The sequence below is a fragment of the Hymenobacter chitinivorans DSM 11115 genome (assembly GCF_002797555.1).
In the GTDB taxonomy this organism is placed as follows: Bacteria; Bacteroidota; Bacteroidia; order Cytophagales; family Hymenobacteraceae; genus Hymenobacter; species Hymenobacter chitinivorans.
In genome coordinates, this window is the sequence record NZ_PGFA01000001.1 from 186195 (window position 1) to 207825 (window position 21631).

At 58.7% G+C, this 21631-nt stretch carries 18 protein-coding genes; 13 read left to right on the forward strand and 5 right to left on the reverse strand.

The features are described 5' to 3' along the window. Nucleotides 1-4: 4 nt before the first annotated feature. Nucleotides 5-3340 (reverse strand): UTP--glucose-1-phosphate uridylyltransferase, encoded by a 3336-nt coding sequence (locus CLV45_RS00680; protein WP_100334475.1) that lies wholly within the window; start codon nt 3338-3340, stop codon nt 5-7. A gap of 108 nt (nt 3341-3448) precedes the next feature. Then, nucleotides 3449-4393, reverse strand: a complete 945-nt coding sequence (locus CLV45_RS00685; RefSeq protein ID WP_100334476.1) for a UTP--glucose-1-phosphate uridylyltransferase — start codon at nt 4391-4393, stop codon at nt 3449-3451. A 217-nt stretch (nt 4394-4610) separates the two neighbouring features. Here CLV45_RS00685 and CLV45_RS00695 point away from each other — a divergent pair, with 217 nt between their 5' ends. Beyond that, nucleotides 4611-5015 (forward strand): hypothetical protein, encoded by a 405-nt coding sequence (locus CLV45_RS00695; RefSeq protein WP_100334478.1) that lies wholly within the window; start codon nt 4611-4613, stop codon nt 5013-5015. A gap of 69 nt (nt 5016-5084) precedes the next feature. On the opposite strand, the gene argH is transcribed toward CLV45_RS00695, so the two are convergent. After that, nucleotides 5085-6383, reverse strand: a complete 1299-nt coding sequence (gene argH / locus CLV45_RS00700) for an argininosuccinate lyase (protein WP_100334479.1) — start codon at nt 6381-6383, stop codon at nt 5085-5087. Nucleotides 6384-6566: 183 nt separating this feature from the next. Between argH and CLV45_RS00705 the strand changes: the two genes are divergently transcribed. Continuing rightward, on the forward strand, nt 6567-7031 hold the full coding sequence (locus CLV45_RS00705; RefSeq protein ID WP_100334480.1) for a VOC family protein: 465 nt from the start codon (nt 6567-6569) through the stop codon (nt 7029-7031). 2 nt (nt 7032-7033) lie between these two features. On the opposite strand, the gene CLV45_RS00710 is transcribed toward CLV45_RS00705, so the two are convergent. Together CLV45_RS00710 and argB are read right to left on the reverse strand one after the other, a co-directional pair. Beyond that, on the reverse strand, nt 7034-8110 hold the full coding sequence (locus tag CLV45_RS00710) for a M20 family metallo-hydrolase (RefSeq protein ID WP_100334481.1): 1077 nt from the start codon (nt 8108-8110) through the stop codon (nt 7034-7036). Continuing rightward, the gene (gene argB / locus CLV45_RS00715) at nt 8098-8880 is read right to left on the reverse strand and encodes an acetylglutamate kinase (protein ID WP_100334482.1); all 783 of its coding nucleotides are present in this window, start codon (nt 8878-8880) and stop codon (nt 8098-8100) included. The genes CLV45_RS00710 and argB overlap by 13 nt, the downstream gene beginning before the upstream one ends. Before the next feature lie 611 nt (nt 8881-9491). Between argB and CLV45_RS00720 the strand changes: the two genes are divergently transcribed. The 11 genes from CLV45_RS00720 (at nt 9492) to CLV45_RS00765 (ending at nt 21600) form a co-directional block, all read left to right on the forward strand. Beyond that, complete coding sequence (locus CLV45_RS00720; protein ID WP_100336913.1) at nt 9492-10070, forward strand: GNAT family N-acetyltransferase; 579 nt, start codon at nt 9492-9494, stop codon at nt 10068-10070. A gap of 154 nt (nt 10071-10224) precedes the next feature. Continuing rightward, the gene (gene argG, locus CLV45_RS00725; protein ID WP_100334483.1) at nt 10225-11415 is read left to right on the forward strand and encodes an argininosuccinate synthase; all 1191 of its coding nucleotides are present in this window, start codon (nt 10225-10227) and stop codon (nt 11413-11415) included. Next, the gene (argC, locus tag CLV45_RS00730; protein ID WP_100334484.1) at nt 11405-12385 is read left to right on the forward strand and encodes an N-acetyl-gamma-glutamyl-phosphate reductase; all 981 of its coding nucleotides are present in this window, start codon (nt 11405-11407) and stop codon (nt 12383-12385) included. The genes argG and argC overlap by 11 nt, the downstream gene beginning before the upstream one ends. After that, nucleotides 12385-13524 carry an aspartate aminotransferase family protein gene (locus CLV45_RS00735; protein WP_100334485.1) on the forward strand — a complete coding sequence of 380 codons (1140 nt, stop codon included), beginning with the start codon at nt 12385-12387 and terminating at the stop codon, nt 13522-13524. Before argC ends, CLV45_RS00735 begins: the two co-directional genes overlap by 1 nt. Nucleotides 13525-13767: 243 nt before the next feature. After that, nucleotides 13768-13962: a hypothetical protein gene (locus CLV45_RS24755; RefSeq protein WP_157807205.1), complete on the forward strand. Its 195-nt coding sequence runs from the start codon at nt 13768-13770 to the stop codon at nt 13960-13962. A gap of 95 nt (nt 13963-14057) precedes the next feature. Beyond that, the gene (gene carA, locus CLV45_RS00740) at nt 14058-15143 is read left to right on the forward strand and encodes a glutamine-hydrolyzing carbamoyl-phosphate synthase small subunit (protein WP_100334486.1); all 1086 of its coding nucleotides are present in this window, start codon (nt 14058-14060) and stop codon (nt 15141-15143) included. A 6-nt stretch (nt 15144-15149) separates the two neighbouring features. Further along, nucleotides 15150-15470 (forward strand): DUF7677 family protein, encoded by a 321-nt coding sequence (locus CLV45_RS00745; protein WP_100334487.1) that lies wholly within the window; start codon nt 15150-15152, stop codon nt 15468-15470. A gap of 71 nt (nt 15471-15541) precedes the next feature. Then, the gene (locus CLV45_RS00750) at nt 15542-16732 is read left to right on the forward strand and encodes an acyltransferase family protein (RefSeq protein WP_100334488.1); all 1191 of its coding nucleotides are present in this window, start codon (nt 15542-15544) and stop codon (nt 16730-16732) included. A 58-nt stretch (nt 16733-16790) separates the two neighbouring features. Further along, nucleotides 16791-20021, forward strand: coding sequence for a carbamoyl-phosphate synthase (glutamine-hydrolyzing) large subunit (gene carB / locus CLV45_RS00755; protein WP_100334489.1), 3231 nt, complete (start codon nt 16791-16793; stop codon nt 20019-20021). A 129-nt stretch (nt 20022-20150) separates the two neighbouring features. After that, nucleotides 20151-20609 (forward strand): DUF2947 family protein, encoded by a 459-nt coding sequence (locus tag CLV45_RS00760; RefSeq protein WP_100334490.1) that lies wholly within the window; start codon nt 20151-20153, stop codon nt 20607-20609. 43 nt (nt 20610-20652) lie between these two features. Continuing rightward, nucleotides 20653-21600, forward strand: coding sequence for a Rossmann-fold NAD(P)-binding domain-containing protein (locus CLV45_RS00765; protein ID WP_100334491.1), 948 nt, complete (start codon nt 20653-20655; stop codon nt 21598-21600). Nucleotides 21601-21631 lie beyond the last annotated feature (31 nt).

The window sequence follows — 21631 nt, forward strand, 5'->3', positions numbered from 1 at the left end:
CCTCTTACCCGAACACCCCTAGCGACTCGACGTGGGCCTTACTGCCGTCGGTTACCCAGGCGTCGAGCTGGGCGGGGTCCTTCATCTGCTGGCCGCGGCTGCGGGGCACCACGAGGTAGCCGCACCGCACGTCGGGCAGGGCCGACATGTCGCTCCACAGCTTCTCGATTTGAGCTACGGGGTAGATGTCTTCCTGGCCGTGGCCCCAGCGGAACTTCACGTCCTTGGTCGTCACGTAGGTCGGGATGCGCTGGGCTACGGCGCGCACGGCCCGGGCCAGCTGAGTTTCGTCGGCCGTTTGCAGCTCGGCGCGGGTGAGGCCGAAAAGCTGGAGCAGTGGGTCGACTTCAATCCAGGTGGTCATCGAGTTGTAGTAGCTCAGCGCCAGCTCGTCTTCTTCGCGGGGCTGGGCCAGGCCTTCGAGCAGGCGCACTTGGCCGTTCACGCGGGCCAGCCCACCGCCGCGGTCCTCGATGCGGCGCGGGATTACCTCGAAGGTCAAGGCGTTGCCGGCGGCGCGGTGGTAGCCCAGGGCGGCGGCGTGCACGTCGGCCCCCAGCGTGTCGATGTTGTGGAGCATGATGGTTTCCACCGTGGGGTTTTCGCGCAGCAGGCGGGCCAGCGTGCCGTTGCGCAGCAGGTTCGATACCTCGTACCAGTGGCCGAGCGGGGAGAAGCGCTGGGCGGCAATGTTGTCGACGTAGTCGGTGCCCTCGCCCTTGCTTTTGGCCCAGCTGATCATGGTGTTGCGCACCGCGTCGCGCACTTTCTGCTTGTTCTCGTCGAGGGTTTCCTGGGGCATTTCCTCCCACATAAAGCGCAAATCCCGCTCCATGGGCACGAAACGCTGCCCAATCGAGCGGCCTTCCGAGAGGTAGACCGCGCCGTCGTAGCCGTAGTTCTGCGTCTGGGCCAGCGTCTGCCGGATGGGCTCGTGGGTCAGGTAGCTGGTAGCCACGATGTGCGGGATTTTGGCTCCGTACTGCTGGGCCACGCGGCGGGTTTTGGCCAAATGGATTTCCAGGAAGCTGCGGTGCCGCCCGTTTATTTCCACGAACGGGTTCAGGGCCTTGATAACGCCCGCGCCCTTGGTCCAGCGGCTGCCCACGCCGGCCGCCAGGCTCAACACGGCCACCTTCCCGGCCCGAATGGCCTCTTCACCAAGCTGGGTTACGTCCTGTAAGTCGGCAAACTGCACCACGTCGGCGGCCTGCACGTCGTCGATGGCCGTTTCGGCCGGCAGGCGGTTGCGCGAAAGACCAATCAGGCCCTTTTGCAATTCCTCCCGGATGTCTTCGTGCTGGATGTAGTCGAAGCCGTTTTCACGCTTGATCTGCTCGGCCTTGTCGTTTTCCACGCTGCGGTTGCCCTGGCTCGTGGGGTCCGATACCTTGAACAGGTTGCTCACAATGGTGCGCAGCAGCGGATAGGCCAGGTTGTTTTGCTCGCAGTAAGTCGTGAAATAGTCGATTTCAGCCCGCCGCAGGTAGGAAATGGTTTCCGGGTCCTGCTTGACCAAGCCCGACACGTGGATGGCGTAGTACTGTTCCGGCATCAGGGCTTCATTTCCTTCGTGCAACGTGCTCCAGGTGCCGCGCCGGTTGATGCTCCAGTTGTACACCACCGGCTCCATGGCAAACGGCAGGGCGGCCGAGAGTTCCTGCTTGGTGGTGCGCAGCATGTCCAGCACGCGCACCTTGTAGTCCTCGTACTTATCGGGGTTCACGAACATGCCCATGCCCCCGCCCGACATGCCGCCCAGCATCAGGAAGCCGTAGTAGTCGGCCCCGAATTCCTGCTTGGCCTTGGCAATAATCTGCTCGGTGAAGTAGGTCGAGGCCCAGGGAATGATGGTCTTGATGGGCCCCTCGAAGTTGCGGGCCGTGTTGGCGCCCAGCTTCTGAATGTCACCTTCCCGGATGGAAGCCAGGATGTTGTCGAATATTTCGTTGGTCAGCTGCCGGGCGGCCGTTTCCTGGGCCCCGCGGAGCAGGTACTTCTCGGTCACCATCTCCAGAATCGGGCCCACGTTGGAGGCCATGCCGCCGTGCATCAGCACCAGCGACTTCATAATCCGCTCCCCGATTTCGGGGTGCACGTCCTCGCCCTCCAGCACCCGGTGCCGCGGCAGCAGCGTGCCCCGGCTGATGTCGTATTCCGGGTCGCCGGGCTGGGCGAAGGTGCCCTGAATGGCCTTGATGCCGGGCCACACCCCGCCCGAATCCTGCCAGCCCCCGCCCGAGCCGCCAATCCACTCGCCCAGAATAGCGCGGGATGCTACTAGCCGCCGCTCGTTCTCGTCGAGGCCGCCGGTCAGGTTCTTGGTCTGGCCCGTGGCCCGCATCAGCAGGCTGATAATAGAGCCCAGCAGGTTGGTCGAAACCGCGAAACGGGAGCCTTTGGGAATGTCGTTCACCTTGGTCACCAGCTCGATGCCCATGCCCGGGGCCACGATGCGCGCCAGGATTTCGGTCAGGCTCTGGTTAGTGCCTTCGAAAGACGGTGGAATGAGGCCCGAGGCAATAACCCCGGCTTTGACCAAGCTCAGGTAGTCGTTGCCGAAGTTGAACAGGTCGGCCAGGTCCGTCACGTCCTTGGTCGTGTTCAAATCGATGCTGGTCAGGCGCAAGACCGGCTCGGGAATCACGCGCACGTAGCTGTGCAGCGGGGGCCGGATGTCCTTGTCGCGCCCGAACATGCCCAGGTCAATGGAGAGGTTCACGACCCGCGCGCCTTCGGGGTAGTCCATGCCCAGGAAGAAGATGTCCGACCAGCCGCTGTGGGTGAGGTCCATGCGCACGGAGGTGTGCTCGTGCAGCACGGGGTAAAACAGCGAGGAGTCGTTGCGCTGCAGCAGGGCCGGGTGAATCCGGATGGGGTGCTCGTCCTGGTGGCCCACGCGGAACATCCACTGGTTGCCCCGGCTGGAGCGCACGCTCTTACGGACCTGGTCGGCCAGAATCTGGAAGGAGAGGTGGTGGTAGGAGTCGGCCAGGGCACTGAAGAGCGTGGCGTTGGGGCCGTGCTGGTCCAGCTCCCGCAAAAACGTGCTGATGGCCTGCTCGAAGCGGCGGCTCAGCAAATCCTCAAAGCCGTGGTAGGGAATCTTGCCCACGGCCGGCACGTCGGGCGTTTCCTGGAGGAAAAACCGGAACCCGGCGTACAAAAACAGGATGGCCCGCACCTTGTCGTAGAGGTTGGGCGTGGCCTTGCGGAACTCGTCCAACTCCCGCAGGCTGCGCAGCAGCTCCCGCGCCGAGAGGCCCCGGCTCAGGGCGTAAAAGTCCCGGTTCCGCTTCGTGGGCTCGGTAGCGGTAATGGTTTCGACGAAAATATTCATGACGTTGGGTGTAGAGACGCGTATTCGCGTCTCAATCGTTGCTGACGTTGTGTAAAACCAGGTCGTTCAGGCGCAGGCCGTTCAACGACGAGACGCAATGTTGCGTCTCTACTTGCGGGTATTGGCTTCAGCCAGCAATTCTACCATGGTCGTCAATGTCTCGTCGTGGGCCTCGCCGGCCAGGCCCAGGGCCAGCTGGGCGCGCAGCAGGCCGTGGCGGCGACTCAGGTCGTAGCGGTTGCCGCGTACTTCCAGGGCCAGGTACTTCTCGGTTTCGGCCAGCTCCTGCAAAGCGGGCGTCAGCAGCACGTTAGCCGAGCCAGCGTCCAGCTGCTTCTGCAGAATCGGGAAGATGCTGGGCGTCAGCACGTGCATACCGAAGAAGCAGAGGTAGTAGCCCGCCCGCAGGCCCGGCGTCTGCAATTCCAGCTCGGCGGTGCTCAACGAAGGCTTTTCGATGATTTTATCAATCTGGTACACCCCGGCCTGGCCCGCTACGTGCTTGCCCGTGAGCGTGCCGTAGCGGTTGATTTGGTGCTCAATGGTGGGATTTACGGCGGCCACGGCGCACTCCTGCTGGGTGGCCAGCTCCAGCACCTGCGCCGCGCAGCGCTTGCCGGCCACGTCCGAGACGTAGAGGTAGTCGCCGAGCAGCAGCAGAAACGGCTCGTGGCCGACAAACTCCCGGGCGCAGGCCACGGCGTGCCCGTAGCCCAGGGCTTCGGTTTGCTCGGCAAACTGCAGGCGGCTGAGCAGGTGGTCGATTTTCTCGGCCTGCTGCCGGGCCCAGTCGATGTTCTGGTAGGTTTTAATCAGGTTGTCGCGCAGAGAGGTGAAAGCGGCCACGTAGCGCGGCCCGTCGCCGGGGGCGCACACCACGCACAGCTCCTCGATGCCGCTGCCAAAAGCTTCCTCGGCAATAATCTGGATGGTGGGCTTGTGCAACCCGTCCACGTCTACTACCGGCAGCATGGCCTTCTGAATCGTGTCGGCCACCGGGTAGAGCCGCTGGCCGCGGGCGGCGGCAGTAATCACTGCTTTTTTGATCTTCATGGGAATGGTTTGGGTATTCGCTCAGGAAAATGCCGGGAGAGAGGCGGGGTTGAAAAAGGAAGAACATCAACTCAGGGCTGGTGGCGAGTCAGATCCTGAGCTGAGGGTATTGGTTTATCGTTTGTGTTGCAAGAACGTCATGCTGAGCTTGCCGAAGCATCTCTACCGCTTCGTTGGAGTGCAGAAGAGGTAAAAGTTAATAAAGGTAAGTTTGCCTATGGCGCAGAACACTGAATTAGAAATCAAGGTAATTCAACGGTTTATCAACCAGAGTAAACAAGACCGATATATTCAGTTCGTGCGTTCGACAAAGAACCGGGGAAAGTTTATTGCTGACCTGAATCACTTCAATATTCTGCAAGCAGAAGCTTTTGAGTACGTCCGAGGTATTGAGGAGGAAGTGGTTCGTGCAGCGCTTCAGACACAGGGGCTCATTGGTACAACCTGCTATGTCATTAGCGAAAACCCCTCCATCGATACTCAGACGCTAACTATAGATGAAGCTTTGCGCATGACTGTAGGACACGGCATGGGCACCATGCTAGTTTTCGGCAACGCGGAAATGGCGTTTTACGAGTGCGAAACTATGAACGTGCGCTACATCAGTAGGCCTAGACGTTGAGCCTCGCAACGAAGCGGTAGAGATGCTTCGGCAAGCTCAGCATGACGTTCTTTTATCAGCAAGACTAGGCTAAAACAGCTGGCTCGAACTCTTCAGCCGCTCTACCTTCGCCCGGATTTCTTCCAGCCCCAAATTGTGAATACTGCCCAGATGCGTGGTCTGGAATTCCTTGTGGGGCACGTAGGAACCATCTTCTACCGCCAGGCCCACTTGCTTATACGCCGTGCGAAACGGGGTGCCGCTTTGGATGAGCTGGTTGATATTTTCCACCGTGAAAGTTGCGTCGTACTTGGCCTGGTTGAGCAGGTCGGGCTTGATTTTCAGCTGGGGCAGGGCGAAGAGCACGATATCCAGGATGTCCAGAAACTGCGTGAGCGGCTCGAACAGGAGCTCCTTAAGAGTCTGAAAGTCGCGGTGGTAGCCGCTGGGCAGGTTGCTGATGGTGAGCGTAATCGTGTTGGGCAGGGCCTGCAGGGAGTTGCACCGGGCCCGGATGAGCTCAAACACGTCCGGATTTTTCTTGTGGGGCATGATGCTGGAGCCGGTCGTAAACTCCTTGGGTAGCTCCACAAAGGCCATGTCCTGCCCGTTATACAGCACCAGGTCGTAGGCCAGTTTGGCCAGCGTAGCGGCCATGCCGGCCACGGCAAAGGCCACGGTTTTCTCGGTTTTGCCGCGCAGCATCTGGGCGCCCACGCTGCTCACGGCCACGTTGCCGAAGCCCATTTGCCGGGTCGTCAGCTGCCGGTCGATGGGGAAGGAGCTGCCGAAGCCGGCACCCGAGCCCAAGGGGTTCTGGTCGGCCACGGTGTGGGCGGCCTCAAACAAAGCCAGGTCCAGCAGCAGGTGCTCGGCGTAGGCCGAAAACCAGAGCCCGAACGAGCTGGGCATGGCGGCCTGGAAGTGAGTGTAGCCGGGCAGCAAATCAGCCCGGTGGGCGTCGGCTTTCTGCAGCAGCACGTTTACCAATTCCAGGGTCTTGGCCGCCACCCGCTCGGTGTAGTCTTTCAAAAAGAGCTGAATGGCCGTCAAAACCTGGTCGTTGCGGGAGCGGGCGGTGTGAATTTTCTTGCCCGCGTCGCCGAACTTTTCGGTCAGGTAATACTCGATTTTGGAGTGCACGTCCTCAAACTCCTCCTCGATGGTAAAGCGGCCCTCGGCAATTTGCTGGGCCAGCTCCCCGAGGCCCTGCTGGAGCTGCTCGTTTTCCTCCCCGGAAATCAGCCCGGCCTGGGCCAGCATCGAGGCCTGAGCCTGGGAGGCCCGCACGTCGAACTGCGCCAAGTACATATCCAGCTCCCGGTCTTTACCCACGGTGAACTGCTCAATCTTCTTATCAACGGCAATGCCCTTGTCCCAAATCTTCATGGTCAATTGTCTTGAAAAGCCCGGCTGTCGGGACTTTTCGGTACTACGTGTTACGACCGGGTAAAGCTGCGCCAAGTCTGGCCGCAGACCTGTCGCAAATTGCCCGGTATTTGTCGTTTTTATACTGCTTGCGGCGCAGGTCGACTGGTACTTTTACGTCTCATCCCACCAGAATACGGCGCCATGCAAAAGATTACCACCTTTCTGACTTTCAACAACCAGGCGGAAGAAGCCGCTCAGCTGTATACCAGCCTGTTCCCAGATTCGGCCATCCAAAGTATTACCCGTTACTCGGAAGGCACCTACATGCCCGCTGGCAGCGTCATGACGGTTGAATTTGAGCTGGCCGGACAAAAGTACGTTGCCCTGAACGGCGGACCATACTTCACCTTCACAACCGGCATTTCGCTGTCGGTAAGCTGTCAGAATCAGGCCGAAATAGATGCGCTGTGGGATAAGCTCACGGCCGATGGTGGTGAGCCGGGCGACTGTGGCTGGCTCAAAGACCGGTTTGGCGTGTCCTGGCAAATTACGCCGGCCAACATCGGCCAGCTCCTGCGCAGCGACGACCCGGCCCGGGCTCAACGCAAAATGGCGGCCATGATGCAGATGCACAAACTTGATATTGCCACCCTGGAACAGGCCTGAGCCTAGAGCTGCAGCCCTTCCAGCAGCTCGATGTAGGCCCGAATGCCGCCCCGGATTTCGTAGCGGTAGATGTACTCGTCCGGGGTGTGGGAGCGGGCCGAGTCGCCGGGACCCATTTTCACCGTCGGAAACGGCATCAGGGCCTGGTCCGACATGGTGGCCGAACCGTAGGTTTTGCGGCCCAGGGCCACGCCCCGGCGCACCAGCGGATGGTCCGGGTCGATGCGGGACGAGTTGAGCCGTACCGAGCGGGGCTTCACCTCCGACTGCAGGTGTTCCTGTACCGTGCGCACCACTTCCTCGTTCGAGTAAAACTCGTTGGTGCGCACGTCCACCACGAAGTGGCAGGTGTCGGGCACCACGTTGTGCTGGGTGCCGGCCTGAATCTGGGTTACCGTCATCTTCACCGGCCCCAGCAGCTCCGATACCTTCGCAAACTTGTACTGCTGCAGCCACTGAATGTCAGCTACGGCTTTATAAAGGGCGTTTTCGCCCTCGTTGCGGGCCGCGTGGCCGGTCTGGCCGTGGGCGGTGCAGTCGAGCACCACCAGGCCTTTCTCGGCTATGGCCATGTCCATCTGCGTGGGCTCCCCTACGATGCCCAAGTCAATTTTGCCTAGCTGGGGCAGCAGGCTGCTGATGCCGTTGGCGCCCGAAACTTCTTCCTCGGCCGTAATGGCGCAAATCAGGTTGAACGGCAGCCCCGGCTGGTCCTGAAAGTGCAGAAATGTGGCCAGCATGCTCACCGCGCAGCCGCCCGCGTCGTTCGAGCCCAGGCCGATGAGCTTGTCGTCGGCTTCTTCCACTACGCCGCCGAACGGGTCGTAAGTCCAGGTCGCGCCGGGTTTCACCGTGTCGTGGTGGGAGTTGAGCAGCACGGTGGGCTTATCGGGGTCGAAATGCCGGTTTACGGCCCACACGTTGTGCAAATCCCGCTGCGGCTGAGCCCCGTGCTGCCGCAAAAACTCAAAAATCAGCGCGGCCGTAGCGGCTTCCTCCCGCGAAAACGACGGAGTTTGGATGAGACGGGTTAGGAGCTGAATAGCGTCTTCGGCCAGCTGGTCGGTTAATTCCGGCATAGAATTGTTTTTACGGGCTCGTTGATTTTCAGGGCGTTTTCAATTACCACCCGCTCCACGCCAGCTTCCAGAGCCGCAAAGGCGTTGTCGAGCTTGGGCACCATGCCGGCTGCAATAACGCCGCGGGCCTTGAGCTCCTGGTACTGCCCGGGCGTTATCTGCGGAATCACGGAGGTTTCGTCCGTCACGTCGGCCAGCACCCCGTCTTTTTCGAAGCAGAAGTGTAGCTCCACCTGGTAAAACGGCGCCAGGGCCCGGGCCAGGGAGCTGGCAATGGTATCGGCGTTGGTATTGAGCAGCTGCCCGTGGCCGTCGTGGGTGATGGCGCAGAAAACCGGCGTCAGGCCCGTGCCGAGCAGGGTTTGCAGCAGCCCGGTATTTACGCTGTGCTCGTCCAGGTCGCCCACGAAGCCGTAGTCGATTTCCTTGACCGGCCGCTTGCTGGCGCGAATCACGTTGCCATCGGCCCCCGACAAGCCCAGGGCATCGACGCCGTGCTGTTGCAGCCCCGCTACCACTTGCTTATTCGTTTTACCAGCGTAAAACATGGTCACGATGTCGAGCGTGGCCGCGTCGGTGATGCGGCGGCCCTGCACCATCTGGGGCGCAATGCCCAGGTCCTGCAGCATCTGGCTGGCACCCTTGCCGCCACCGTGGACCACCATTTTGGGGCCCGGCACCCGGGCCAGCGCCGCCAGAAACTGGCCCAGCTGGGCCGCGTCGTCGATGATGCCACCGCCAATCTTAAATATTTTCAGGACTTCACTCATACCGCGAGAAAAAGGGAAATAGGGGCGTAGGGGCTGGAACAGACGGATTTGTTCGGGCCAGTATTCCGGTCAGGCCGGGGCAGGGGCAAAGTTGGCGCATTTTTTTAGCGCCGGCCCGGCAAAGTTTCCGAAAAAAAACATCTAGTTTTGCAACGATTTAGCGGTTTAAACGATTTAAAGCGCGAAACACTCCCACGCCGCCCCGCGGCACCCGTCATGATTCGTCTCTCCTCTATTGCGCTTCTGCGACGACCCATTATGGTCGTGCGAATTATGCCAGCATAACTGCTGGCTGCAATAATTCGCCGGCCCACATCTCCCAAACCGGCGCGGGGTTTCCAAAGTAGTAGCCCCACTGAAGAGAAAACTTACGAATAACTGACCTTAGTCCGAGTGTAATCCCCTAGTTCGAGTGACTTTTGCCGGCCCCTGCGCCGGAATCCTCTGCTCTTACAGCCTGATCCGCTGGCCCGCTCTCTTCCGGGTTTTCCCTTGCTTCCGGCACCGCCGCCGGGAGTCGCGCAGCCTCGTCCACCCGTTGCGCTTCCCCATTTTCTTTCGTCTTTCCGAGTCTGCTGCCGTATAAGAAGGCAACTAACCGAGCTTTGACCATGCTGTTACGAGTCGCCAATGCTGCCGATGCGCAGTACGTGGAAACCCTTTGTCAGTGGTATGAGGAATCTGCCAGAACGCGCGGTGTTGGTATTGCTAAGCGCGACCCTAACTATCTGAAAAAGAAGATGGAACGGGGTGATGCCATCATTGCCTTCTCCGACGACAACGTCCTGGCGGGCTTCTGCTACATCGAAACCTTTGAGGACAACAAGTTTGTTGTCAACTCCGGTCTGATCGTCAACACCGAGCTGCGCAAGGAGGGCCTGGGCCGCTCCATCAAGCACCGCGTGTTCGAGCTTTCGCGCACCAAATACCCCAGCGCCAAAATCTTCGGTATTACCACCAGCGGGCCGGTCATGAAGATCAACACCGAGCTGGGCTACCGTCCCGTGACCTTTACCGAGCTGACCCAGAGCGACGATTTCTGGAAAGGCTGCATGGGCTGCAAAAACTACCCGATTCTGCAGGAAAACCAGCGCAAAATGTGCCTCTGCACCGGCATGGTCTACGACAAGCTCGAAGACCAGTACGGCAAGATTGGCCAAGAAACGATTGAGATTCTAAGTCAAGGGTAGAAAAAGCAAAATCGTTGGTCATGTCGACCAGCGGGAGACATCTCGCCTGCTGACGTTGGAGTAGTACTCTCACCTCAGCACGCAAGATTCCTCGGTAAGCTCGGGATGACGTTCTGGTAACGTTCAACTGACGTTCTAATACACTCACTAATACATGAAAAAGAAGGTAGTTTTAGCGTACAGCGGCGGCTTGGATACGTCCTACTGCGTGGTATACCTGACCCGCGAACTGGGTCTGGAAGTTCACACGGTTATCGTCAACTCCGGCGGCTTCTCCGACGAGGAGCTGGCGGCCATCGAGAAGCGGGCCTACGAGCTGGGTTCGACCAAGCACGAGGTCATCGACGTAACCCAGCGATTCTACCAGGACTGTTTGCGCTACCTTATCTTTGGCAACATTCTCAAGAATGACACCTACCCGCTGAGCGTCAGTGCCGAGCGGATGTTCCAGAGTCTGGCCTTGGCCGAATACGCCCGCGAGCATAAGGCCGACTACATTGCCCACGGCAGCACCGGCGCCGGCAACGACCAAGTGCGTTTCGACGTGGCTTTCTCGGTTATTGCCCCCAACACGGAAATTATCACGCCCATCCGTGACCTGAAACTTTCGCGCCAGGCCGAAATTGACTTTCTCAACCAGCACGGCTTTGAGATGAGCTGGGAAAAAGCCAAATACTCCATCAACAAAGGTATCTGGGGCACCAGCGTCGGCGGCGTCGAAACGCTGACTTCCAACCAGGCGCTGCCCGAGTCGGCGTATCCCACGCAGATCAGCGCAACGGAGCCTACGAGCATCGAAATTACCTTCGAGAAAGGTGAGCCGGTGGCCCTGAACGGCGAAACCATGAACCCGGTGGCCTTGATTCAGGCCCTGAACGAGCTGGCTGGCACCTACGCCATTGGCCGCGACACCCACGTGGGCGACACGATTCTGGGTATCAAGGGCCGCGTGGGCTTCGAGGCGCCGGCCCCGCTGATTCTCTTGAAAGCTCACCACTTGCTGGAAAAGCATACTTCCTCGCGCTGGCAGCTGCTGCACAAGGACTATGTGGCCAACTGGTACGGCACGCTGCTGCACGAAGCCCAGTACCTGGACCCGGTGATGCGCGACTTCGAAGCCCTGCTGACCTCCTCGCAGGAGCGGGTGTCGGGCAAGGTGTTCGTGACGCTGAAACCCTACCAGTTTGAGCTGCAGGGCATCGAGTCGAAGTACGACATGATGCGCTCCAAAGTGGCGACTTACGGCGAGGAAAACGACGCCTGGGACGGCCGCGACGCCAAGGGCTTTATCAAGATTTTCAGCAACCAGCTGCGCATTCACTCCTCTTTCAACGATGAAAATTAAGGCGGGCATCGTGGGCGGCGCCGGCTACACGGCCGGGGAGCTCATCCGCATCCTGCTCCACCACGAGTTTGTGGAGCTGGGCGGCATCGTCAGCTCGTCCAACGCGGGCAACCCCGTGCACCAAGTGCACGACGACTTGGTGGGCGACACCGACCTGGTATTTGCCGCCGAGCTGGCTGGCGACGAGGACGTGGTGTTTCTGTGCCTGGGGCACGGCAATTCCAAGGCCTGGCTGGAGAAAAACACCCTGCCCGACACGACCCACGTCATCGACCTGAGCAACGACTTCCGCCTGGAGGCCGACGCCGAGTTTGCCGACCGGGAGTTTGTCTACGGCTTGCCCGAGCTCAACAAGGGCCGGATTCAGCAGGCCCAGAGCATTGCCAACCCCGGCTGCTTTGCCACCGCCATTCAGCTGGCCTTGCTGCCGCTGGCCCAGGCCGGCAAGCTGACCGAGGACGTGCACGTATCGGCCATTACCGGCTCCACGGGCGCGGGGCAAAGCTTGTCGGAGACGGTGCACTTCTCGTGGCGCACCAACAACGTGTCCATCTACAAGCCTTTCACCCACCAGCACCTCGGCGAAATAGGGGAGAGCCTGGCTCAGCTGCAAAGCCAGCCCGGCGGGGAAATCTACTTCGTGCCCTACCGTGGCAACTTCGCCCGGGGCATCTTCGCCAGCGTCTACACGCCCTCGGACTTGACCCAGGACGAGGCCCGGGAACTGTACCAGAAATTCTACGCCGATGCCCCGTTTACCACGGTGTCGGACAAGGAAATTCACTTGAAACAGGTAGTCAATACCAACAAGTGCCTGCTGCACGTGCAGAAGCTTGGCAAGCAGCTGCTCATCACCTCGGTTATCGACAACCTGGTGAAGGGCGCTTCGGGTCAGGCCGTCCAGAATATGAATCTGCTTTTTGGCCTGCCGGAAACGACAGGGCTCAACCTCAAATCGGTGCTTTTCTAATGGAGCTTTTCAACGTTTATCCGCTCGTCAACATCACGCCGGTTAAGGCGCTGGGAGCGAAACTCTGGGACGACAAGGGCCAGGAGTACCTGGATTTCTACGGCGGCCACGCCGTTATTTCCATCGGCCACAGCCACCCGCACTACGTGCAGCGCCTCACTGAGCAGCTGCAGAACATCGGCTTTTACTCCAACTCGGTGCAGATTCCGATTCAGCAGCAGCTGGCCGAGAAGCTGGGCCGCGTGTCGGGCTACGAAGACTACTCGCTGTTTCTGTGCAACTCGGGGGCCGAAGCCAACGAAAACGCCTTGAAGCTGGCCTCGTTCCACACCGGTAAAAAGCGGGTTATTGCCTTTAAAGGCGCTTTTCACGGCCGCACCTCGGGTGCCGTAGCTGCTACCGATAACCCCAAGATTGTCGCGCCCTTCAACGCTGACCACGCCATTTCCTTCGTGGAATACGACCTGGCTGCTGTGGAACAGGTACTGCAGGGCGGGGATGTGTGCGCGGCCATCATCGAGCCCATCCAGGGCGTGGGCGGCATCATCATGCCTTCCGACGAATTCCTGCAAGGCCTGGCCGCGCTCTGCAAGCAGTACGGCGCCCTGCTCATTGCCGACGAAGTGCAGAGCGGCTACGGCCGCAGCGGCAAGTTCTTCGCCCACCAGCACGCCGGTATTCAGCCCGACGTTATTTCCGTCGCCAAAGGCATGGGCAACGGCTTTCCTATCGGCGGTATTCTGATTTCACCCGGGCTGAAGGCTTCGTATGGCTTGCTGGGCACCACCTTCGGCGGTAACCACCTGGCCTGCGCCGCCGCCCTGGCCGTACTGGAAGTTATTGAGCAGGAAAACCTGCTCAGCCACGCCGCCGAGCTGGGCGCTTACCTACGGCAGGAACTCGAGGCCAACGCCGGAGCCGAGGAAATTCGCGGCCGGGGGCTGATGGTCGGTATCAAGTACGATTTCCCCATCAAGGACGTGCGCGACAAGCTGCTGAGCGAGTACCACATCTTCGTGGGCAACGCCTCCGACCCGACGGTGCTCCGTCTGCTGCCCCCGCTGAACATCACCAAGGCCGAAGTCGACCGGTTTTTGGAGGCTCTGTACGCAATTATTCCGGCCGAGGTAAGAAAGTAAGCGACTTGTGGTCTAACTTGCAGCCCCAATGAGTAGCACGACGAGGTTCAAGAGCCAGGCTCCCCTTCTGATTAGCTGCACGCTGCCATTGGCCACTGTTGCGCAGCCACCGGCCGGTTCTTTCCGTGAAAGAGCAGCCACCACCTATTCCCTTCAGCAGTCGTGCCCGCCAGACTTCCCGATGCCTGACATCCGGAAGCGGTATTGCGCGGGGCAGATTGATTTACCCTCTTTCGCCCCCGTTTGGCTACCATCCTGCTTCGGCTGGAACAGACCCCTGATTTACGGTCCTGTTCCAGCCGAAAAAGTATCGTGGCGGCTGCAAAAGATGGTGGCGGCTACGCCTCGCCCCCGCAAAACGCCCGACCTAAGGGCTCGACGACTCGCCGCATTGCCTTCGATGGCAAGATTCCGATCAGCATGGATCGGGATAAATAGCGCACCTGCCCCATCCCAATTGACGAGTAAGGAAGTGGCGTGCCTGAACACTGCAGAAAATCAACAATAGAGTAAACCTTTTTTCGCATAACAGAGTGGAAAACGCTAAATCGGTAAAACTCATTCTCGAAGACGGCACCGAAATCGAGGGTACTTCTTTTGGGGCCTTCACTTCGGCCGCGGGCGAGGTGGTGTTTAGCACGGCCATGACCGGCTACCCCGAAAACCTCACCGACCCGTCCTTCGCCGGCCAGATTCTGGTGCTGACCTACCCGATGGTGGGCAACTACGGGGTGCCCGGCGAGGAGCTGTACGAGTCGATTTCGAAGATCTTCGAGTCGGACAAGATTCACATTGCCGGCCTGGTGGTGAACTACTACTCCGAGGAGCACAGCCACTGGAACGCCGCCAAAAGCCTCGGCGACTGGCTCAAGGAGTACAATATCCCCGGCATCTTCGGTGTGGATACCCGCATGCTGACCAAAATCCTGCGGGAGAAAGGCGCCATGCTGGGCAAAATCGTGGCCGAGGACGACGTGGCCCTGCACGACCCCAACCAGGACAACCTGGTGGCCCAGGTGAGCCCCACCGAGGTGCAGCACTACGGCAGCGGCCAGCACAAAATCGTGCTCGTCGACTGCGGTACCAAGACCAACATCATCCGCTGTTTCCTCCAGCGCGACGTGGAGCTGATCCGCGTGCCCTGGGACTACGACTTCACTACCCTCGACTACGACGGCCTGTTCCTGAGCAACGGCCCCGGCGACCCGAAGATGTGCGAGCCAACCATCCAGCATCTGCAAACCGCGCTGGGGCAGGACAAGCCCATCTTCGGTATTTGCCTGGGCTCCCAGCTCATGGGCCTGGCCGCGGGCGGCGACACGTTTAAGCTCAAGTACGGCCACCGCAGCCACAACCAGCCGGTGCTGCTTTCGGGCACCAAGCGCAGCTACATCACCAGCCAGAACCACGGCTTCGCCGTCGATACCGACACGCTGCCGGCCGAGTGGGAAATGCTGTTTGAGAACCTCAACGACGGCACCTGCGAAGGTATCCGCCACAAGACCAAGCCGTTCTTCTCGACCCAGTTTCACCCCGAAGCCGCCGGCGGCCCCGAGGATACCGAGTACTTGTTCGACGATTTTTTGAAGGCCGTGGCAGAGTATAAGGCAGCCAAGTAGAATAAGATGAAGCTTGGCAACTCTTTCAGCGGGGCCCTCAGAACCTTTACTTACTTCATGGCAAGCGGTTCGCACTATATGCTGGAAGGAGTTAAGTACCTCGAACTGTATGGTGAGGAGCCAAGTGCAATAGAGCAGGCATACGCCATTTTTGCCAACGTAATCGAGTTGGATGAGAATGGTCAGGTAGTAAATGCACAGCACGCTCAGAAACGAGCAGCTGATTACCTCCGCTCTTATTGTGACCCAGCCTTTACGGTTGAACCGCCATATCAGGACTGGGAACTGGAGTTGCACGAGCCACCTAGTCTGCAGGACAAAATCTAGGCAAAACAAAAGATGCCTCGTTGCGCTCCGCACAAAGTTCTAACCAACCTGATTCTCTTTCTGCGCCTTCCATGACCGAAATTCCCTTGCCCGCTCAACCCATAAAGCTCGCCTATATAGACGCGTTGCGGGGCTGGGCAATTCTGGCAGTAGTATGGGTACACGTCCTGTATTTCGGCGCTCAGGAGCAGTTTTTAAGGTCGGACTTCGTCTCATTTTGCTTGTCCGGAGCACGGGGTGTTCAACTGTTCTTCGTCGTCAGTGCATTCACCTTGTTTTTGAGCATGGGCGTCCGTCAACGAAAGGAAAAATACCCTACGCTCAACTTCTTCATTCGCCGCTTCTTCCGCATTGCGCCGCTTTTCTACCTGGGCATCCTGTTTTATGTGCTCACGTACAGTTACTCCTGGGCCAGTCTGCGCTCGGTTTTGGTAACGGTACTGTTCATCAATGGGGCTCATCCCTATACGATTAATAGTCTGGTGCCCGGGGGCTGGTCGATAACCGTTGAAATGACCTTTTACGCCGTGGCGCCCCTGCTTTTTCGTTGGATAAAGAGCCTGCGTAGTGCCGTGTGGCTGTGTGGTATCAGTCTGGGTGCCAGTATGGTGCTGAGCTACCTGCTGCGCCAGCACCCGGTGATAAGCATCCATGATGAAGCGTCGAAACTCGTGTACGACGACTGGCTGTTTGGGTATTTCCCCAACCAGTTACCCGTCTTCAGCCTTGGTATTGTCTTTTATTATGTGGTCAAGGAAAACAAGCCACTACCACGGCCAGGTACGCTACTAGCCTGCAGCCTGGGTTTATTGGCGGTGCTGATCGTGCTGATGAGCTTTTTCGGTGACGCGCATCGTAGCCAATGGCTTCTGCTCGGGCATAGCCTGCCTGCGCCGGCCCACTGGCTTTTTAGCGTTGCTTTCCTGTTGCTGGCCCTGGCCCTGCACCAGCGGGAATACTCCTTTTTCGTAAACCCGCTTACCACCTATATCGGCAAGATAAGCTTCAGCTTATACCTGGCCCATTTTGCCGTATTCACCTTCTTAAACAAGCTGGGTGTGTTCAGCCTCATTCCTGCGACCGGCCCTAGTTCGTCGATGGCCAATCTTTTAATCCGTTTCGCTACCGGGTTACTCGTCAGTGCCGGTGTGGCGCACCTGCTGTTTCGCTTCATTGAAACTCCCTTCCAGCAATTGGGCAAAAGATTGATTGCGCAGCTGGAGCACCGGGAAAACCTTGCTAGACCTCTGGTATGCCAGTAGGGCGCAAGCTCACCGGCTTCGTTGCAACTCAACATTTGCTGATTCTTCACCTCTTAGAATGAACAAACCCAACAAAGTTCTCATCCTCGGTTCCGGCGCGCTCAAGATTGGGGAGGCCGGTGAGTTCGATTATTCCGGCTCCCAGGCCCTCAAGGCCCTCAAAGAGGAAGGCATCCGCACCATCCTCATCAACCCCAACATTGCCACCGTGCAGACGTCGGACAACATTGCCGACGACGTGTACTTCCTGCCCGTGACGCCCTTCTTCGTGGAGGAAGTCATCAAGAAGGAAAAGCCCGACGGTATTCTGGTGGCGTTTGGCGGCCAGACGGCCCTGAACTGCGCCGTGGCTCTGTACCGCGCCGGGGTGTTTGAGAAGTACAACGTGAAGGTGCTCGGCACGCCCGTGCAAAGCATCATCGACACCGAGGACCGGGACATTTTCAAGGAAAAGCTCGAGCAGATTGGCGTGCTGTCGGCCCGCAGCGTGGCCGTGACGACCATGGAAGACGCGCTGGCCGCGGCTGAGAAAATCGGTTTCCCGATTATCGTGCGGGCGGCGTTTGCGCTGGGCGGCTTGGGCAGCGGCTTTGCCAACAACATGGACGAGCTGCGGACCCTGGCCCAGAAATCCTTCACGACTTCCGACCAGATTCTGGTGGAAGAGTCGCTGAAAGGGTGGAAGGAAGTGGAGTACGAAGTGGTGCGCGACCAGTATGACAACTGCATCACGGTCTGCAACATGGAAAACTTCGACCCCATCGGCATTCACACCGGAGAAAGCATTGTGGTGGCCCCGTCGCAGACCTTGAGCAACCGTGAGTACCACAAGCTGCGCAGCATCGGCATCAAGACCATCCGCCACCTGGGCATCGTGGGCGAGTGCAACATTCAGTACGCCCTCGACCCCGTGTCGGAAGACTACCGCGTGATTGAGGTGAATGCTCGTTTGTCGCGCTCCTCGGCCCTGGCTTCCAAGGCGACGGGCTATCCGCTGGCGTTTGTGGCGGCCAAGCTGAGTTTGGGCTACTCGCTGTCGGAGCTGAAAAACAGCGTGACCCAGACGACTTCGGCCTTCTTCGAGCCGGCCCTGGACTACGTGGTGGTAAAGCTGCCGCGCTGGGACTTGGGCAAGTTTGAGGGCGTAAACCGGCAGATTGGCTCGGCCATGAAGAGCGTGGGCGAGGTCATGGCCATCGGCAAATCCTTCGAGGAAGCCATTCAGAAGGGCCTGCGCATGCTGGATACCGGCAAGCGCGGCTTCGTGGCCAACAAGCCCGAGCAGGTCGATAACGCCACCATCGACAAGCTGCTGAGCGAGCCGAACGAGGAGCGCATCTTCGCCATCAACCTGGCCTTTGAGGCCGGCTACACCCTCGACCAGGTGCACGATCTGACCAAGATTGACCACTGGTTTTTGCAGCGCCTGATGACCATTTTCCAGCTCGGCAACCAGCTGGCCGAAGGTCGCGCCACCGGCCTCGACGGACTGGAAACGACCCTGCTGCGCGAAGCCAAGAAAGCCGGTTTCTCGGATCAGCAGATTGCCGTCAAGCTGCTCGGCGAAGGCGACGTGAAGGCCGACGAGCTGCTGGTGCGGGCCCGCCGCAAAGCCCTGGGCGTGCTGCCGGTCATCAAGCAGATTGACACGCTGGCCGCCGAATTCCCGGCCAAAACCAACTACCTCTACAGCACCTACCACGGCACCGAAAACGACCTGGCCCAGGAAACCAGCAAGTCCATCGTGGTGCTGGGCTCGGGCGTGTACCGCATCGGCTCTTCCGTGGAGTTCGACTGGTGCGGGGTGAATGCCGTGCAAACGGCCGCGGCGGAAGGCTACAAAACCATCATCATCAACTACAACCCCGAAACCGTTTCGACCGACTACGACGTCTCGGACCGGCTGTACTTCGAGGAGCTGAGCTTCGAGCGGGTGATGGACATTCTGGACTTCGAGCAGCCCCAGGGCGTGATTCTGAGCACCGGCGGCCAGATTCCCAACAACCTGGCTATGCGTCTGGAAGAAGCCCAAGCGCCGATTCTGGGTACTACGGCGGCCATGATTGACCAGGCCGAAAACCGCCACAAGTTCAGCAGCATCATGGACGAGCTCGGCATTGCCCAGCCCCGCTGGAAGGAGCTGACCTCGCTGGAAGCCATGCACCAGTTCGTGCAGGAAGTCGGCTTCCCGGTGCTGATTCGGCCCTCGTACGTGCTGTCGGGCGCGGCCATGAACGTGGTATCGAACACCTTCGAGCTGGACAACTTCCTGCAAACGGCCAAGGAGGTTAGCGCGGAGTATCCGGTGGTGGTGTCCGAGTTTATTCAGGATGCCAAGGAAATTGAGCTCGACGCGGTGGCCGACAAGGGCGAAATCGTGAGCTACGCCATTTCTGAGCACGTGGAGTTTGCCGGCGTACACTCCGGCGACGCCACCATGTACTACCCACCCCAGAAGGTGTACGTGCGCACCGTGCGCAAGCTCAAAATCATTGCCGAGAAGATTGCCCGGCGCTACGAAATCAGCGGGCCGTTCAACATTCAGTTCCTGGAAAAGGGCGGCGAAATCCGCGTCATCGAGTGCAACATCCGCGCCTCACGCAGCTTCCCCTTCGTGTCGAAAGTATCGGGCCGCAACCTGATTCAGAAAGCCACGCAGGTGCTGCTGGGCAAGAAAGTAGAGCGCGACGAGAGTGAGCGGGTCTACGATTTGCCCTTCGTGGGCGTCAAGGCCCCGCAGTTCTCCTTCACCCGCCTGCCCGGCGCCGACCCGGTAATGCGCGTGGACATGGTGAGCACCGGCGAAGTCGGCTGCCTCGGCGACACGGCCGAGGAAGCTCTGCTAAAGTCGATGCTGAGCGTGGGCTACAAGATTCCCCAGAAAACGGTACTGATTTCCGGCGGCCCGATTAAGTCGAAAGTGGCCTTGCTGTCGGCCGTGGAGCTGCTCGTGCGCAAGGGCTACCAGATTTACGCCACCCAGGGCACGCACCGGTTCTTCGCCGAAAACAGCATCCCCAGCAGCCAGCTCTTCTGGCCCGATGAAATGGTGGAGCCCAACGTGCTGACCTACCTCAAGGAGAAGAAAATCGATCTGGTCATCAACATCCCGAAGAACCTCTCGAAGGGTGAGCTGGACAACGACTACAAAATCCGCCGCACCGCCGTGGATTTCGGCATCCCGCTGCTCACCAACGCGCGGCTGGCCAAGGCGTTTATCCAGGCCTTCTGCAAGCTGGAGCTGAAGGATCTGAAAATCAAGAGCTGGAACGAGTATAAGGCAATGTAATCGGCAGAATGAGGACTAAAATGAACGTCATGCTGAGCTTGTCGAAGCATGACGTTCTTTCATTTTTAGCCTGTAGCTTCTCAATTATGCCTAGAAGCTTGTAAGTAAACGCGAATCACAATCGTCAATATGAGCATCGTTCCTGTATGCCATTCGGTTTTTGCGGAAGCATTTCGAGGTATAGATTCAAAAGGAATATTCCTTCTTGATAAAGAAGATGCTTTTGAAATATGGAAAACACATATTGACGACGAGGCTAATTCTTATTTTCAATTATCTGACAAGAATTGGCTTGTAAGTTCAAAGCCAAAAGTCATAGGTGATTGGCTTCAAGCTTTCAATGATAGTAATAACACGGGCTTTGAAGAAGTCTCTGACTGCTCGACCACTTGGAGTGAAACGGATACTATTTTCTTTTGTATAAGTAAACACTTTGTGATTCAGTCTACGTGGCAGTCATTTAAAAAGCATTGGCGCTACTTCATAGAATGCGACGATGATTGCCCTATTGTAATCAACTCAGTGAATCAGAATTGCGCAATACTATTCTATCCTATTGGTATTGCTGTAATGGTTGAAATTGCTTAGACGTAAGCCAATTCTCTGAGATTTTTACACCACACCACCCCACATGAAAAATTTCACCTCTTTCGCCGACGTCGACGACTACCGGGTTTTGCTCAATAAGGCCCTGGAAATCAAAGCTGACCCGTTTGGCTACCAGCACGTGGGCCGCAACAAAACCGTCGGCCTGATTTTCTTCAATCCCAGCTTACGTACTCGCTTGAGCTCCGTCAAGGCGGCGTATAACCTGGGCGCGCAGGCCTGGGTGCTCAACGCCGGGGCCGACTCCTGGACGTTGGAAATGGCCGACGGCGCCGTAATGAACGGCGGCACCCAGGAGCACATCAAAGATGCCATTGCCGTGATGAGCCAGTACTGCGACGTGCTGGGTGTGCGCACCTTTCCCACGCTCAAGGACCGCGACGAGGACTACCAGGAAGTCGTGTTCCGCAAGATCATGCAGTACGCCACGGTACCGGTTATCAGCCTGGAAAGCGCCACGCTGCACCCGTTGCAGTCGTTTGCCGACCTGATTACGGTGGCCGAAACCAAGCAGAAGGAGCGGGTGAAAGTAGTGCTGACCTGGGCCCCGCACGTGCGCGCTCTGCCCCAGTGCGTGCCCAACTCGTTCTGCGACTGGTTTTCGGAAATCGACTGGATTGACTTCGTCATCACCCACCCCGAGGGCTACGAGCTGGACCCCCAATTCACCAAGGGTGCCCGTATCGAATACGACCAGAAGAAAGCCCTCGAAGGCGCCGACTTCGTGCAGGCCAAGAACTGGAGCAGCTACAAAGATTACGGCCAGGTTCTCAGCAACGACCCCAGCTGGATGCTCACGCCCGAGCATATGGCCGGTACCAACGACGCGAAGTTCCTGCACTGCCTGCCCGTGCGCCGCAACGTGGAAGTGTCCGACGCCATCCTGGACTCGCCCAACTCGTTGATTATTCAGGAAGCCGGCAACCGGGTTTTTTCCATGCAAACCGTGCTGCACGAGCTGCTGAGCCTGTAAAAAGACCTGGATTAAAACGAAAAGGCCGTTC

Coding starts and splice junctions, on each gene's coding strand:
- CLV45_RS00710 (WP_100334481.1), bottom strand. CDS start 8,110: ATGCCGGAATTAACCGACCAGCTGGCCGAAGACGCTATTCAGCTCCTA.
- argH (WP_100334479.1), bottom strand. CDS start 6,383: ATGAAGATTTGGGACAAGGGCATTGCCGTTGATAAGAAGATTGAGCAG.
- argG (WP_100334483.1), top strand. CDS start 10,225: ATGAAAAAGAAGGTAGTTTTAGCGTACAGCGGCGGCTTGGATACGTCC.
- CLV45_RS00750 (WP_100334488.1), top strand. CDS start 15,542: ATGACCGAAATTCCCTTGCCCGCTCAACCCATAAAGCTCGCCTATATA.
- CLV45_RS00680 (WP_100334475.1), bottom strand. CDS start 3,340: ATGAATATTTTCGTCGAAACCATTACCGCTACCGAGCCCACGAAGCGG.
- CLV45_RS00685 (WP_100334476.1), bottom strand. CDS start 4,393: ATGAAGATCAAAAAAGCAGTGATTACTGCCGCCGCCCGCGGCCAGCGG.
- CLV45_RS00735 (WP_100334485.1), top strand. CDS start 12,385: ATGGAGCTTTTCAACGTTTATCCGCTCGTCAACATCACGCCGGTTAAG.
- argB (WP_100334482.1), bottom strand. CDS start 8,880: ATGAGTGAAGTCCTGAAAATATTTAAGATTGGCGGTGGCATCATCGAC.
- CLV45_RS00695 (WP_100334478.1), top strand. CDS start 4,611: ATGGCGCAGAACACTGAATTAGAAATCAAGGTAATTCAACGGTTTATC.
- CLV45_RS00760 (WP_100334490.1), top strand. CDS start 20,151: ATGAGCATCGTTCCTGTATGCCATTCGGTTTTTGCGGAAGCATTTCGA.
- CLV45_RS00720 (WP_100336913.1), top strand. CDS start 9,492: ATGCTGTTACGAGTCGCCAATGCTGCCGATGCGCAGTACGTGGAAACC.
- CLV45_RS00745 (WP_100334487.1), top strand. CDS start 15,150: ATGAAGCTTGGCAACTCTTTCAGCGGGGCCCTCAGAACCTTTACTTAC.
- carB (WP_100334489.1), top strand. CDS start 16,791: ATGAACAAACCCAACAAAGTTCTCATCCTCGGTTCCGGCGCGCTCAAG.
- CLV45_RS00705 (WP_100334480.1), top strand. CDS start 6,567: ATGCAAAAGATTACCACCTTTCTGACTTTCAACAACCAGGCGGAAGAA.
- CLV45_RS00765 (WP_100334491.1), top strand. CDS start 20,653: ATGAAAAATTTCACCTCTTTCGCCGACGTCGACGACTACCGGGTTTTG.
- argC (WP_100334484.1), top strand. CDS start 11,405: ATGAAAATTAAGGCGGGCATCGTGGGCGGCGCCGGCTACACGGCCGGG.